8 protein-coding genes are annotated in these 15308 nt (G+C 61.9%); 7 read left to right on the plus strand and 1 reads right to left on the minus strand.

Translation table 11 applies throughout. The annotated features are described in order from the left end of the window. The first annotated feature begins 19 nt into the window (after positions 1–19). The 7 genes from TM49_RS07235 to copM all read left to right on the plus strand — a co-directional run bounded on the left by TM49_RS07235 (position 20) and on the right by copM (position 14757). Positions 20–667, plus strand: a complete 648-nt coding sequence (locus TM49_RS07235; protein ID WP_045684922.1) for a BON domain-containing protein — start codon at positions 20–22, stop codon at positions 665–667. Positions 668–714: 47 nt separating this feature from the next. Further along, the gene (locus TM49_RS07240) at positions 715–1698 is read left to right on the plus strand and encodes a zinc-dependent alcohol dehydrogenase family protein (protein WP_045680228.1); all 984 of its coding nucleotides are present in this window, start codon (positions 715–717) and stop codon (positions 1696–1698) included. Positions 1699–1800: 102 nt separating this feature from the next. Next, positions 1801–2631 (plus strand): universal stress protein, encoded by an 831-nt coding sequence (locus tag TM49_RS07245; protein WP_045684928.1) that lies wholly within the window; start codon positions 1801–1803, stop codon positions 2629–2631. A gap of 94 nt (positions 2632–2725) precedes the next feature. Beyond that, positions 2726–5419 (plus strand): cation-translocating P-type ATPase, encoded by a 2694-nt coding sequence (locus TM49_RS07250; protein WP_082074648.1) that lies wholly within the window; start codon positions 2726–2728, stop codon positions 5417–5419. A gap of 677 nt (positions 5420–6096) precedes the next feature. Beyond that, positions 6097–12243, plus strand: coding sequence for an autotransporter outer membrane beta-barrel domain-containing protein (locus TM49_RS07255; RefSeq protein WP_144409497.1), 6147 nt, complete (start codon positions 6097–6099; stop codon positions 12241–12243). Between the two features lie 652 nt (positions 12244–12895). Next, complete coding sequence (locus TM49_RS07260) at positions 12896–13315, plus strand: RrF2 family transcriptional regulator (RefSeq protein ID WP_045680231.1); 420 nt, start codon at positions 12896–12898, stop codon at positions 13313–13315. Between the two features lie 17 nt (positions 13316–13332). Continuing rightward, complete coding sequence (gene copM / locus TM49_RS07265; protein WP_045680232.1) at positions 13333–14757, plus strand: CopM family metallochaperone; 1425 nt, start codon at positions 13333–13335, stop codon at positions 14755–14757. A gap of 51 nt (positions 14758–14808) precedes the next feature. Here copM and TM49_RS07270 read toward each other — a convergent pair whose 3' ends face one another. Continuing rightward, positions 14809–15258, minus strand: a complete 450-nt coding sequence (locus TM49_RS07270) for an RrF2 family transcriptional regulator (RefSeq protein WP_045680233.1) — start codon at positions 15256–15258, stop codon at positions 14809–14811. Positions 15259–15308: the final 50 nt, after the last annotated feature.

Here is a 15308-nt window from a genome sequence, read left to right on the forward strand (position 1 = left end):
ACCCCTCATGGAGGTTGTCATGCAGGACAAGACATTGCGCCAGAACATCATCGATGAGCTGGAATTCGAACCCAGTATCGATGCTGCGGATATCGGCGTGGCGGTTGAAAACGGCATCGTCACCCTGTCCGGCCATGTTCCGGCCTACACGCAGAAGACGACGGTCGAAGCGGTCGTCAGGCGGATCAGGGGCGTTCGCGGCATCGCCGAAGAGATCGAGGTTCGGCCGCGGGGCGCCAACGTTACCGCCGATGATGAGATTGCCCGGCGGGCGGTTATCGCGCTGAAATGGAATGATCTCGTTCCTGACGAAAAGCTTCAGGTCACGGTCAGCAAAGGCTGGCTGACGCTGACGGGAGCGGTGGAGTGGCAGTATCAGCGCGAAGCGGCAATGCGCGCGATCAAGGGGCTTGCCGGCATAATCGGCATCAGCAACCTTATCGATGTCGTGCCGAAGGTTTCTGCCCCGGACGTCAAGAAACGCATCGAGGACGCGTTCAAGCGAGATGCCGAGATCGAAGCCGATGCCATCAAGGTTCGCGTCCAGGACGGCAAGGTCACGCTCGAAGGCAAGGTAAAAGCCTATCGCGAGCGCCAGGCCGCGGAGCGCGCGGCATGGGCAGCGCCTGGCGTCCGACACGTGGATGACCGGATCACCGTTGTTTGAAACGTGGCGGGCTGGCACAAATGCCAGCCCGTTCTCGGAGCGATGAAATGAAGGCTATGGTCCTGCGGGCGTCGGGAACGCCCCTCGTTTTCGAAGAAAGGCCTGACCCTGTGCCCGGCGAGGGTGAGGTGAGGGTGATGATCGAAGCCTGCGCCGTCTGCAGGACCGACCTGCATGTCGTTGACGGTGACCTACCTCAGGCGAAGCTGCCTGTCATTCCCGGCCATGAGATTGTCGGGATTGTCGAACAGCGCGGCGACGGCGTGGCGTCGCTCGCCATCGGACAGAGGGTCGGCGTTCCCTGGCTCGGGCACACATGCGGCCATTGCGCCTATTGCCTGGAAGGTAGCGAAAACCTCTGTGACCATCCTCAGTTTACCGGCTGCACCAGGGATGGCGGTTTCGCCACGCATGTGATTGCCAATGCGGATTTTGCCTTTCCCATGGACGGGTTCGACGATCCGGTGGCCGCCGCCCCGCTCATGTGCGCTGGTCTGATCGGATGGCGGTCGCTGAAGATGGCGGGTGAGGGAAAGCGCATCGGGCTTTATGGCTTCGGCGCGGCAGCGCATATTCTCGCGCAGGTGCTCGTCTGGCAGGGTCGCGAAGTCTATGCATTCACGCGCGCCGGCGACCGCGCGAGCCAGGATCATGCGATGCGCCTCGGTGCCACCTGGGCCGGGGCATCGGAAGACAAGCCGCCGCACGCGCTCGACGCCGCCATCATCTTTGCGCCGGTGGGCGAACTCGTGCCTTTGGCGCTCCGCGCCACCCGAAAGGGCGGAAGGGTGGTCTGCGGCGGCATTCACATGAGCGATATTCCGGCCTTTCCCTATCGCCTGCTCTGGGAGGAAAGGCATATCCTGTCAGTGGCCAATCTCACCCGTCAGGACGGACATGCGTTTTTAAAGATCGCGCAGGCCGCCCGCGTTTCGACCACTGTTACCCGATATCCGCTTGAAGCTGCCAACCGTGCTCTCGATGATCTCAGGAACGGTCGCTTTCAAGGTGCCGCGGTTCTCGTTCCCTGACAGCGCGCGGCCTGAACATATGGTTTTGTTGATAGCTGTCAACGCCGTTGCTACCGGACTGTGGTCGACTGGCGGTGATCGATGCATTGAATGGAGGCCGACATGATCAAGGATTTGTGTGTTCACCTCGATGGAAGCACTGGAGATAAGGAGCGTCTTGAAGCGGCGCGTCAGATTGCGATGATGTTCGATGCCCACCTTTCCGGCGTCTTCGTCAATCGTTTGCCCGACTTGCCGGCAGCGGAGGTCTACAGCTATTCGGCTTCCGCTCTCGATGACATGCAAAGACAGGCGCGCGAGAAGGGCGACAGGATTGCCGCTACGCTGGAAGACATGCTGTCCGGCCTCGGTGTCCGGCACGAACTGCGGCGTTTCGACGTGCTCTCGTCCCAGTGGCTGCACACCTTCCTGGCCGAGGCGAGGCTATACGATCTGTTTGTCTCGACGCTGCCGCAGGAAGACGATCATGAGACTGTTACGCTCGCGGAATCGGTGCTTTTCGGCGCCGGACATTCGGTGTTGCTCGTGCCTCCGAAATGCGTCTCTTCCCTTGATTTTTCGACCATCGTGCTCGGCTGGCGCAATACGCGGGAGGCCGCGCGGGCGGTGGGCGAAGCCCTGCCATTCCTCAAACGGGCAGATCGCGTTTCGGTCTGCATGATCGGCGATGATGAGCTCGGGCGGATCGAGCGGGTCACCCAGGGCAATGACATCGCGCGCCATCTCGATCGCCACGGGGTTTCGGTCGAGCTCAATCCACTGCCGGAGGGAAAGGGCGTGGGCGCGACCTTGCTCGACGAGGCCGAACTGCTCAACGCCGGCCTGATCGTCATGGGCGGCTATGGCCATACGCGTCTGCGCGAGTGGGTGCTTGGCGGCGCCACGCGGGAGGTCCTGAGGAGATCCGAAGTCCCTGTTTTGATGGGACACTGACACAGCCCGTGAACGGGTCGCGTTCGGGCCTCTATCAATGGAGCCGGCAGTGTCGCGGGGGGCGGTATTTGCCGGATAGTTCGCGAGGCATTCCATGACAGGCCCTGAGGGCGCTTTTCCTTCCTTTGCCGGTGGTTCGCTTCCGGCTGACCCACATGCCAGTTCTGTCGTGGGCGTGTTGCAGGAGCTATCGGTTTCTGTGGCCGGCCTCTCCGAAGAGGAAGCCAGGGATCGCGCCCTGGTCTTCGGACCCAACGTCATCGCCGTCCATGACACAGTGCCCATTTTCTGGACTGTTCTCCACCAGTTCCAGAGCCCGGTCGTCTACCTTCTGATGGCGGCTTCGGCCATGGCTGGCCTCCTCGGTCAGTGGAAGGAGGCCGCCGCCATTCTGGTCGTGCTTGCGATCAGCGCCCTGATCGGCTTCATCACGGAAAGCAGGGCATTGCGCTCCATCGAAAGCCTTCGCGATCTTGGAACCCACAATGCGCGGGTTCGTCGCGGCGGGGAGGTGCGTCTGGTGCCCGCAGAGACCCTGGTGCCCGGCGACATCCTTCTGGTGGAGGCCGGTGACAGGCTGTCGGCGGATGTGCGGCTGATCGAGGCCATAAACCTGACGGCGGACGAGGCCGCCCTGACCGGTGAATCCCTCCCGACGGAAAAGGACGTGATGCCGGTTGATCGCGAAGCGCGGATCGGTGACCGCCATTCAATGCTCTACAAGGGCACCGTCGTTGCGTCCGGCAGTGGCGTCGGCCTTGTCGTCGGGACGGGGCTCTCCACCGAACTGGGGCGTATATCGCAACTGGTCGCCAAGGCCGAAACCGGTCGTTCCCCGCTGGAAAAGCGGCTTGCGCGCCTGTCCGGTCAGCTGATCTGGGTCACCCTGGCGATCGCCGCACTTGTGGCGGCGGCCGGCATTTTCTCGGGCAAGGAGCCCATGCTGATGATCGAAGCCGCGATCGCCCTGGCCGTGGCTGCCATCCCGGAAGGGCTGCCGATCGTCGCAACATTGGTGCTGGCGCGCGGAATGTGGCGCATGGCCCGCGAGAATGCGCTGGTCGAGCGGCTTTCGGCGGTGGAGACCCTCGGCGCCACCACGGTGATCCTGACCGACAAGACCGGCACGCTGACCGAAAACCGCATGGCCGTGCGCGCTGTCCTCGCCCCGGACGCCGATTGGGGCGTTGTTGAGAGCGGGCCGGGAAAAGCGGTTCCGGGCCAACCCGCCAGCGCTGCCGCCGCTGCCCTTCTGAAGGCGGCCGTCCTTTGCAATGACGCAACGCTCGCGGAGATCCAGAGTGAAGATTCCGGCGATCCGATGGAGCTCGCCCTCCTGCGGGCCGGGGCGGATGCCGGTTTGGCGCGATCGGCGCTCATCGGGGAATATCCGGTCCTGCGCAAGGTGCCGTTCGATACGGATGTGCGGATGATGGCGACGCTGCACGGGTCGGAAGACGGCGCCTTCTGGATGGTCAAGGGCGCCCCGGAGGCCGTTCTTCAGGCATCGGACCGGGTCGCTTCCGCAGACGACAGTCTGCCGATGGACAGGACGGTCCGCGCGGACTGGCATGGCAGGGTCGAGCAACTCGGCCGCCGCGGCCTGCGTGTCCTGGCCTTCGCCATGAAGGGTGCGGACATGCCGGACGGCGAACCGTTCGAGAACCTGGTTTTCCTCGGCATTATCGGCCTGGAAGACCCCGTAAGGCCCGATGTGCCGGACGCGATTGCCACCTGCCAGGCGGCGGGAATTCGCGTCGTCATGGTCACCGGCGACCATCTGGTGACGGCGAAAAGCATCGGTGAAACTGTCGGTCTCTTCGAACAGGGAACCGCGACTGCCGAAGGCACGGATCGTGCCGGGCTGGGTAATGGCGATGACAGCGGCTTCAGGGATTTCGGCATCTTCGCGCGCGTCAGTCCTGCCGAAAAACTGGCGCTGGTTCGCGCCTATCAGGAAGCCGGCGAAGTCGTCGCGATGACAGGGGATGGCGTCAATGACGCTCCGGCGCTGCGGCAGGCCGATATCGGCGTTGCCATGGGCCGGCGCGGCACGGATGTCGCCCGCGAGGCGGCGGCGATGATCCTGCTGGATGATGCGTTCCCGACGATCGTGCGCGCGATCCGCGAGGGTCGCATCATCTTCGACAACATCCGCCGTTTTGTCGTCTACCTGCTGTCATGCAATCTGGCCGAAGTCCTGATCGTCGGTCTGGCCGTGCTTGCGACGCTGCCATTGCCGCTGCTACCGCTGCAGATCCTCTATCTGAACCTCGTAACGGATGTTTTTCCGGCTTTTGCCCTGGCCATGTGCAAGGGCGATCACGCCGTCTTGAAGCGTCCGCCGCGCAGGCCCGACGAACCTATTCTGGGGCGGGCGCAATGGTCGGTCATCATCGTTCAAAGCGTGCTGATGACATTTGGTGTGTTCCTGGCTCTGGTCATTGCCCGGCTTGTGCTTCATCTCGATCATCAGGCCACGTTGACCGTGACATTTCTGACGCTCGGTTTCGTTCAGCTCTGGCATGTCTTCGACATGGCCGGCACGTCGGCCGGCATGCTGAACAATGAAGTGACCCGAAACCCCTGGGTCTGGGGCGCCATTCTGCTGTGTTCGGGACTGCTGATCGGCCCCACTCTGGCGCCGCCACATGCCGACGTTCTCGGTTTGACGTCACCGACGGCGTTGATGTGGTGCCTGATTGCCGCGGCAAGCCTGCTTCCCGTTCTCGCGGGTCGGATCGGCGTGCTGCTCCTCGCGGCGCTGCGAGGGAAGGGCACTCGATGACGCGCTCGCTCGAGCCGGCCAGACTGGTGAGATTGACCTATTGCCAAGAATTGCTGTCAGACATCATCGACCATACCGTAACGAAAACGCCACGATCAGCGGGCCGATGACGAAGCCGGTAGCAGCTCATCTCGGAGCGCGACCTGTTGCCGAGGCGCGAGAACGCGACAACTGCCGAACGAAGAGGACGAAGGTTTAATTCCCGTCAGGACTCATGCTGTCCGGCAGCATGAATCATGTCCTTCAAGCTCAGTTGACATCAGTATTGCAGATTCGAGCCCGGAAATCGGCATAGGCGTTCGACGCTAACCGGCCCAATATGTCTCTGGAGAGCTTAAAGCATGTGGGGCCGGTAACGGCGACGAGTGAGGAATGATGATGAAGAATTGCCTCCGCGATATAGGCATGCGGATGCTCTACCCGATTTTCTGAAAAGCACCCCGTGAAATCAAACGATTGAAAGGGATGTGGTTGACGGACCAGTGCCCGTCAGCCCGCGCTGGCGGATATTAGCCATACCCACCTATGAGTGAGAACTGTTGCGGCTTTGCAACTATTATCCTCCTCGCTTTGTCAAACGTTAGCAACTGCTGTCGAACTCCCTTGTATTTTTACGCGCTTAATGTCATCGCACTAAATTAAGGGTTGTTTTATTAGCATTGCTTTGGGGGGATCAGATGACATTTTTGGGGTCGAAGCTGCGCGGCGGGCGCATGACCAAGGTCGCGGGTAACGCAGCGAGCTACGCGCCGCGCTCAACCGCATCGGTGCTTGCGCTGAGCATGCTAGCGCTCTCTTCCGGAGCCGCTTATTTCGGCACGGGCGCTTCTTCGGCATTTGCGGCGAATGAGTGCGGCCCGGCGGGCGGCGCCAATGCGGTGATCAATTGTACCGACAATGAGCCGAACGGTATCACCTACAATAATCTGCAGGGCGCGACGGTTAATCTCAATTCCTCCAGCATGAACATCGGCGGCGGCGCGTTCAACTTTGGTGGTACAGGGATAACGCTCGCCTCGACCGGCGGCAATGCGCTGACCCTGAATGCCAACAGCTATGACACCATATATGGCCCTGTGAGAGTAAGCGGGGACGGAACTGTCGCCGCTAACTTTAGTGGTGGTGAGCTAACCGACTCGCTCTACGGGGGAGGCAGGATCGCGGTTACGCTTACGGCAGGCGGTGCTGCTGATCATAGTGGTACGGTGACGCTTGACGGTACAACCGTCGATCTCGGCAGCTTTCTGTCCTCCGGCGTCACTGCTGTCGGCATTGATGGCAATGCCGACGGTTCGGCCATGGAGGCCGTTATCACAGGCGGCTCTAGCATTGAACTTCAGAGCAACAATTCCTTTGGCGTTAGATTGAGAGGCAGTGGGTCCGGAAATACCGGGACTGTTCTCGTGGACGGGAACAGCAGCATTGATGCCTATCTCAATGTGTCGGTTAACAGCACGGTAACGGCTATCAGCGTCGAAACTTCCGGCGCTTCGAGCATGGGTTATGTGTCCCTGTCCGGCGATTCTGATATCAGCGCATCCTCTACCAATTCGGGCTTAAGCTCGCTGTCGAGGGGCGTCTTTAATAGGGCCGGTGACGGCGGCGTCAATACCATTGTCGACGACGCAACACTTTCGTCTACCGCGACTTCTCTGTTGACCTCGACGGCCTTCGGTATCGACAATCAGAGTACCGGTGGCACGGCAGAAACCAGCGTCACGCGCGAGGGATCTGTTTCCGCAACGGCTAAAAGCGTTGTTTCGTCTAGCGACTCGGACAGTGCTTCCTCAACGGCAATCCGGAATGTTTCCGATGTCCAGAATGCGGCCGTCTTTATTACCGAAGACGGAACCGTGGCCTCCGGAGCCGCCATTACCTTTGGCAACGCGAGTGCATCCGGCGTGATCAACAGCGCCGGCCTTGAAGCGGCCGTTGTTCTCGATGAAGGCACGATTACCGCGACGGCAAGTGCGACTACCCTTGGTACCGCTACGGCCTCAGGCGTAACCAACAGCGGAGGCGTTGAAGCGGCCGTTATTCTGGAAGACAGTGTGATCACTGCGACGGCAGGCGGAACCGGTCTTACTACAGCCACAGCGGTCAGCAACACGGCTGCTGACGGGCTCGCTGGTGTTGGCATTGGCGGCAGCACGTTGACAGTTTCCGCTACCAGCTCTCTTGGTCAGGCAACAGCGATCGCCGTCGATAACGTCGCCGTGCTGGGCGACGCTGCTATCGCTTTCGAGGATGCGAGCGAGGTCAACACCCTCGCCGATGGCGTGACCGATACACAGGCCGTTGCCCTCAACAACGACTCGCAACAGGGCAATGGCTCCGTGCGTGTGGAAGGCGCTAGCGCAGTGCACGCCGAGGCTATCGGCGTCGGCGAAACGAGCGCCTCCGGCGTCATCAACAGTGCCGGCCTTGAGGCTACTGTAATTCTGAATGAAGGCACGGTCACCGCCACGGGCAACGCCGCCGGCCAGACTGCGGCCACAGCGGTGATCAACACCGCTGCCGATGGACTTGCAGGTGCCGGCGGCAACGCCAGCACGATTACGGCTTCCGCCACCAGCACCGCTGGTCAGGCTTTGGCCATGGCCGTGGATAACCTCGCCGTTCTGGGTAATGCCGAGGTCCTCTTTGAGGAAGCCAGCGCGGTCAGCGCCACTGCGAATGGCTCGAGCAATGCTCAGGCCTTCGCCATCATCAATGATTCCGAGCAGGGCGAAGCCGCTGTGCATGTAGACACCGCCAGCACGGTGACTGCAGAAGCAACCAGCACTAACAGCTACGCCGTTGCTTCCGCCATCGAAAACCGGGCGGAAACCGAGGCGCGTATTCGCATTCGCGGCGGCAGCACGATCACCAGCACGGCGACGGGTGCGGCAAGTGCCGGTCTTGGCGGATTTGCCGCGCGCTCGACCGGCGTGCTCAACGCTTCTGCGGCCGGCGATGCCTCCACCGTCATCGACGATATGTCGGGCGTTTCCGCCGAGGCCTACAGCACCACGCGGAACACGAGCGCCCTTGCGATCAACAACTTCACCGCGATCGGAGAGGCGCGCACCGTTCTCGATAACGGCTCCAAGGCGGATGCCCTGGCCCAGAGCGAACTTGATGCCACTGCCGTAGGCGTTCGCAACCGTTCCGACAGTGGCGACGGCCGGGTGGTGCTCGACAATGGCAGCAGCATCACCGCCAGTGCCGACAGCGCTGCCGGCAGCGCCTCGGCAACCGGCATCACGGCCAGCGCGGTTGATGGCGACGCCATCGTCCGCCTGCTGGGCGCAAGCACGGTTTCCGCCGATGTCAGCGGCAGCGATGTTTATGCCTATGGTGTGACCAACAGCCTGAACGGCGCCGGCACGGCCGGTGTTGAAATCGGTGCGGGCAGCGTGGTCGATGTCGGCACCTTCGATCAGGCAGCGACGACCGCCTACATCACCGGTGTCAGCAATACTGCCAAGGACCCGCTTGGCCTGGCCTACACTTCGATCATGGGTCTGGTTTCGAGTACGGCTGAGGCCTTCGGCGCTTCGGAAGTCTTCGGCGTCGTCAACGCTGCCGCGGGCGGCGAGGCCGTGATCGAGCTTTCGCAAACGGCAGAGGTAATCGCGGAGAGCGTCAGCGAAACTGACATCGCCACGGCCGTCGCGGTGGACAACACCAATTCCGCCGGTCTGGCGCGGGGTGTGGTCATGGGGGCGGGCAGGATCACTGCTTATGCCGAAGGCTCGCTTGATACCAACGCGACCGGTTTCAACAACGCTTCGGCCTCCGGCAATGCCGCGCTTTACCTTGCCGATACGGCAAGCGTCAGCGCGACGGGTATCAGCGATCTGGGTTCGACCGAGGTCAAGGCGCTCAACAACCTTGCCAATGACGGCGATGCCTATGTCGAACTGCTCGATGCGAGCCTTGCTTCGGCCGAGGCCGACGGCGAGAACGCCACGGCGCGCGCTATCGCCAACGAGGTGCATGGCGCCGGAGAGGCCTTCCTGAACCTTGGAGCAGAGAGCACGCTCCTCGCCAGCGCAACCGCAAGCGATGACGCAACGGCAGTGAGCGCGACCAACTTTGCCAATGAAGCCGGCGGAATGGCGACCGCCATGGTGGGCGGCATGATTTCGGTTGGGGCCGACGGTGGCGACGAGGTCGAGGCTGTAGGCGTCTGGAGCAGTGCCCGCTTTGGCGATGCTCAGATGGGCGTTCTCGGGACAAGCGTCATCAAGGTCGATGTTCTTGACGCCCTCGACGGCGAAGCAACGGGCCTGCGCAACGCGACCGGTGAGGGGAAAACCCTCCTGGTCGTTGATGCGGGCGCTTCGATTGATGTCGCTTCCACCGGTACGTATTCTGCGGAAGCGATCGGCGCCGAAAATATCGCCGTGGAAGGCGGGTCTGCCCGCTCGACGTTCGGCGGCAAGGTAACGGCATCGGTCACCAGCGCCAATGGCGTAGCCAAAGCAACCGGCCTTAGAACCGTAACGGAAGATGGGGGCAACACCGCCGCCGAACTGTTGTCCACTAGTTCCGTCACGGCAACGGCAACTGCAACCGGCAACTCTGCAAGCGCGATTGGCGTTGGCAGCGAAGCCCAGGGGACCGGGGATGCTTATTCCTCATCCGAGGTCGGCTCCTATATCAGGTCCAGCGCAACCGGCAACTCCAACGGCGCTACGTCCATCGGCATCGGCGCGCTTGCTGAAAACGGCAATGCGACCGTCGTAACCGCAAGCGACATCGTCGTGGACGGCAGTTCGACCGGCGATCTTAACATCATCGGGGCGCTCGCTGAGGTGAACAACGGCGGTATGGCTAGCGTGACGATGGCCGGCGGTTCGATTTCCTCGACTGCTTCGGTTGCCGACACGGCGATCGGTCTCGGCACCTACACCCGCGGTGCGGGCGCGACATACGCCGTCAATGCCACCGGTGGTTCCGTGACGGCTGCTATCGGCATCAAGACCGACTCCGAAGCCGGCCAGACCGGCACGGTGATGATCGGCTCCGATGCCTCGATCACTGCTGCCGGCGGCCATGACGGCATGGCGCTTGTCGATCTGGATGGCGCGGTCACCGTGACCACGACCGGTACGGTTGTCGGTACGGCATGGCTTGGCGCCGGCGATGACGCCTTCAACCTTGCAGGCGGCTCCTGGACTGGAGACATTCAGGGCGAAGACGGCAATGACGCCTTCAACTGGACCGGCGGCGCGCTCAACAGCGGCTTCTACGGCGGTGCAGGAAACGACACCGCCTATGTCGGTGGCGGCGCGATCTATGATGGCACCGAAGTGTTTGATGGCGGTGACGGCGTCGATGCGCTGACCTTCGACGGCGTTTCGGCGACGACGGCGGGCTCGCTCATTGCCAATTGGGAAACCTTCAGCCTCGACAACACGATGCTGACGCTGACAGGCGGCGCGATCACAGTCGGTTCGACCGCGGTCGCTTCGCAGGGGATCTACCTCAACGGTTCGACGCTTCAGGTCAATGAGAGCACCGTCTTCAACGGCAACATGTTCCTGAACTCCGGTTCGACGCTTTCGTCGGTTGACGGGGCAACGGGCGATGCCATGACGGTGACGGGCAACCTCACCGGCGGCGGTACGCTGGCGATCGATGTCGATCTGGCCAATGCGCTGGGCGATTCGCTCACGGTCAACGGCGCCTATCTTGGCGGCGTCACCACGCTTTCGCTCAACGAGCTGTCGACGGGTTACGCCACCGGCGCTCCGATCCAGATCATCACGCTGGATGGCGGCGAAACCGGGGCCTTCGTCCTGCCCGGCTACAACGTCTCAGGCGCTTATGCCTATGATCTGATCGAGCAGGGCAACCAGTACGTCCTGGTCGGCGACTTCTCCAATGCGACGCCGGTCTATGAGGTTCTGCCCGAGCTGATGCTCACGCTGAACCGCCCCGACTCGCTGCAGGATCGCGTCGGCGAGCGCTACTGGAACCTCGGCGATGTTGCCGATCCGGGCTATGTCTGGGCCGATTTTACCGGCGGCCGCGAGCACTATGACAGCACCGAAGGCACGCTGAACGCTTCCTACAACGCCGATATCATCCGGCTTCGCATGGGGGTGGATGCGCAATTCAGCGAAACCGAAAGCGGCCTTGCCGTCGGCGGTCTGGTCTTCCAGTTTGCCAACGCCGAGGCTGATGTCAGCTCTCGCGTTGGAGGCGGCGATCTCACAACCCAGGTCTTCGGCATAGGTGCGACGATGACCTGGTACGGCAATAACGGCTTCTATGTCGATGGTCAGGCTTTCGGCAATCTCATCAACAACAGCATCACGATCGCCGGCACACCGGGGCTCGACTTGCAGCAGTCCTATGGCTACGCGCTGTCTGCCGAGACGGGCTTCCGCTTCGACGTGGCACCCGGCTGGGCCGTCACGCCGCAGGCCCAGCTCACCTGGGGTTCGGTGGACTTCGATGATTTCACCGGCGTCTACGATGAAGACGTGTCGCTGGTGCATGGCGACGACCTGGCGGTTCGCATGGGGCTGCAGACCGATCATCGCACCAGCTGGACCACGGCAACGGGAGAGGCGCGCAGCGCTTCGTTCCACGGCATCGCCAATGTCTACTATGATTTGACGAATGATCCGAGCGAAGTCCGGGTTTCGGGCGTCAACATGTCGACCGACGATGGCGACTGGACCGGCGAGATCGGTATCGGCGGCAGCTATACCTGGCTCGACGGCAAGCTCGGCATCAATGGCGACTTGACGGCGTCGACCGGGCTGGAAGATTTCGGCGACAGCTACGGCCTGACCGGCAAGGTTCGCTTCCAGATGCACTGGTAAGCCGGCCTTTCAATTCCCCCGGAACCTTGCGGTTTCGGGGGATGTTTTTCTCAAGGAGTACGCTTTGTGCTGGCCCAGCCGCAAGTAAGCGTGTCTCTTTTGGGGGAGCGATCGGCGGTCCTCGCTCAACCATCAACTGCAATGTGACTGGCGCTGCTGGTTAGAAGTGTCGATGGCCTTCAACTTGCCCCGTTGCTCTGTCCGATTTTTTCAGCTCAATGAAGTCAAGCAATTAGGTCGTCTTGCCACAAGACGGACTTTTGAGTTCGGCACCCGAAGTCCGTGTTCCGACGTCTGAAAACCGTGCTGGAATTTTAGGCTATTCCTCCGGCCCAAACAACGCACGAAAAAGAGCTGCTCCCCGCAAACGGTAACAGAGCTTGTTAACAAAGTGCGATTGCGGCGTCTGGTTGTCAGCTATCACAAAAGCGGGTTCCAAGCTCCTACACAGCAAGTGTGACACTCGCTTTTGGTGACGCCCATCATCCGCTGACGACTGTACCCATCATTGCTGGACGCCTGACGACGCAACCTAAACGCGGCCGGTAGCTATGTCTTCAGTTCATAGCTGTCACGGCGTCCAGGCCTGTTGCCAGAATATAGAAATCGATATAATTGGTATTTTAAATGCCAATTATATCGAGGCAGGATCATGCGACTGACGAGTTTCACGGATTATGGGCTTCGTGCCCTCATGCGGATGGCGAGTGCGCCGGAGCAGGTGTTCTCGACGGCTGAGATCGCTGATGAATTCAAGGTCTCGCGCAATCACCTCAACAAGATCATGCAGCGGCTTGCCCATCACGGCATTGTCGAAACACGCAAGGGAATGGGCGGAGGGGCGGTGCTTGCGCGTCCGGCCGCCGAAATCGGGCTCGGCGAAATCGTGCGGCTCCTGGAGCAGGATCAGGTTCTCGTCGAGTGCTTCTCTCCGTCCGGTGACTGCGCGGTCACCCCGGTCTGTCGCCTGAAGCACAAACTTCGTGCCGCGGAAGCGGCGTTTCTGGCCGAGTGTGATCGCACCACGCTCGCCGATATTGCCTTGCCGGCCCGTGCGCCGGCAATTGCCTGACAAAAGGAGGGCATCTGATGTTTTCTTTCAATCGCCAAAAGGTCGCCTGGGCAGCGGTTGCGGGCTCGCTCGCCGCACTGGCGCCGGCCTCGGCCTTCGCACATGTGAAGTGGTTCGCGCCCTATATCGTCAATGCGGCGCCGTCGCCGATCGCGCGGACGCTGAGCGATCCGTTTTTCTGGACCGGCCTTGCTCTGGTTCTCGTGTTTTTCCTGGCCACGCGCCTCGTCGAACGCAGCGCTCTCGGCGACACGACCCTTGACGTGATGGACCGGATTTCCGAGCCGCTGTGGCTCCGGCTCGATGGTTTCGTCAGGATCGTGATCGCCGCCTTCTTCGTTGCGATCTTTGCCGTTGGCGGCGTTTACCTGACGCCCGATCTCAAGACCTCGGCGGAATGGGTGAGCTGGCTCCAGCTGCTGATCGCGGCCGGTATCGTCTCGCGCCGGACCATGCCGCTGTCGGCGGCGGGTATCATCTTCCTCTGGGTACTGGCGCTGCGCGACTACCAGCTGTTCCACCTGCTGGACTATCTGGCGCTCGGCGTCGCCGTCGCCGCCTATCTGGTCCTTGAGGCGTCCAACCGGCCGGAATGGCGCAAGCATCGCTTCGAGGTCCTGCGCTGGGGCGTTGCCATCGCCCTGATGTGGTCGAGTCTGGAAAAGTTCGCCTATCCGGAATGGTTCTATCCGCTGGTCATCGAGCGGCCGTTCCTGACCTTCGGCATGCCGCGCGACATGTTCATTCCGATGGCCGGCGTTGCCGAATTCACCATGGGCTTCGGCCTGCTCGCGACCCCTCTGGTCCGCAGGCTCTCGGCCATCGCACTCTTCGTGATCTTCAACGCCGCCGTCTTTCCCTTCGGCCGGATCGACCTGATCGGGCATGCGCTGATCATGGCGATCATCGTGGCGATTGCCGCCGACCATAACCGCGAACTGCACTTCTGGAGCTGGATCAGGCGCGCGCTTGTCGGTGTCCCGGTCGGCCTTGCCTCGGCACTGATCATCTTCGCCACCGCCTATTGGGGGCTGCATGCCGCCTTTTATGGCGCGAATGCGCAAACCATGTCGGAACTGAACGCCGGCCAGATGGATATGGCGACGCATTCCTTCTCGACGGAGCATCCGCATGGACCATTGGTCCCGGCAGGCGACGGCGGCCAGGGCGGCGCACTTTCGGTTACCGAAGCCTACGAGCAGTCGATGATGGGCATGCATGAGGAGATGATGGAGGGGCTGCGCAATGACGATCCCGATGTCGCCTTCGTGCGCGGCATGATCCCGCATCACCAGGGTGCGATCGACATGGCGCGCATTCAGCTCGAAGCCGGCTCCGATCCGGTGAACATGGCGCTCGCGCGGCATATCATCGCCGATCAGCAGCAGGAGATCGATGCCATGCATGCCTGGCTGCGTGAGCGCGGCCTGGAAGACGAGTGAGACGGCTGCCGGTGGTCTGCGTTGCGATCGCCGACCGCCGGAACCTCGTTCTCAACCATTCGGCAGCGGGGCGGGCATCTGATAGCCCGGCCCGAATGCATCGGGATCGAGGACGAGATCGGCAAGCGTGTAGCGGTCGAAAACCGCCACGAAAGCGGCAAGCGCCTCGTTCAGGACGCGCGGCAATTTGCATCTCCCGGTGATGATGCAGCGGTTGTCGGTGGCGAAGCATTCGACCAGGGCGAAGTCTGCCTCCGTCGCCCGAAGCACCGCGCCCAGATTGATCCGCTCCGGCGGCCGGGCCAGCCGGAACCCGCCCGAACGGCCCCGAACGCTCACCAGACAGCCATGTCTGGTGAGCGTGTTGACGACCTTCATCAGATGCGCGCGCGAGATCGAATAGGCAGAAGAGGTCTCCTCGATGGTCACCAGCCGGTCGCCGGCGGAAGCGGCATAGATCAGAACGCGAAGCGCATAGTCGGAGAAGGTCGTCAGCCGCATTGCATTTTCCCTTTGAGCCGCTGTCGCGGAAAGCCGGACCAGCCTGTTTT

It is taken from the genome of Martelella endophytica (assembly GCF_000960975.1).
Lineage (GTDB): Bacteria > Pseudomonadota > Alphaproteobacteria > Rhizobiales > Rhizobiaceae > Martelella > Martelella endophytica.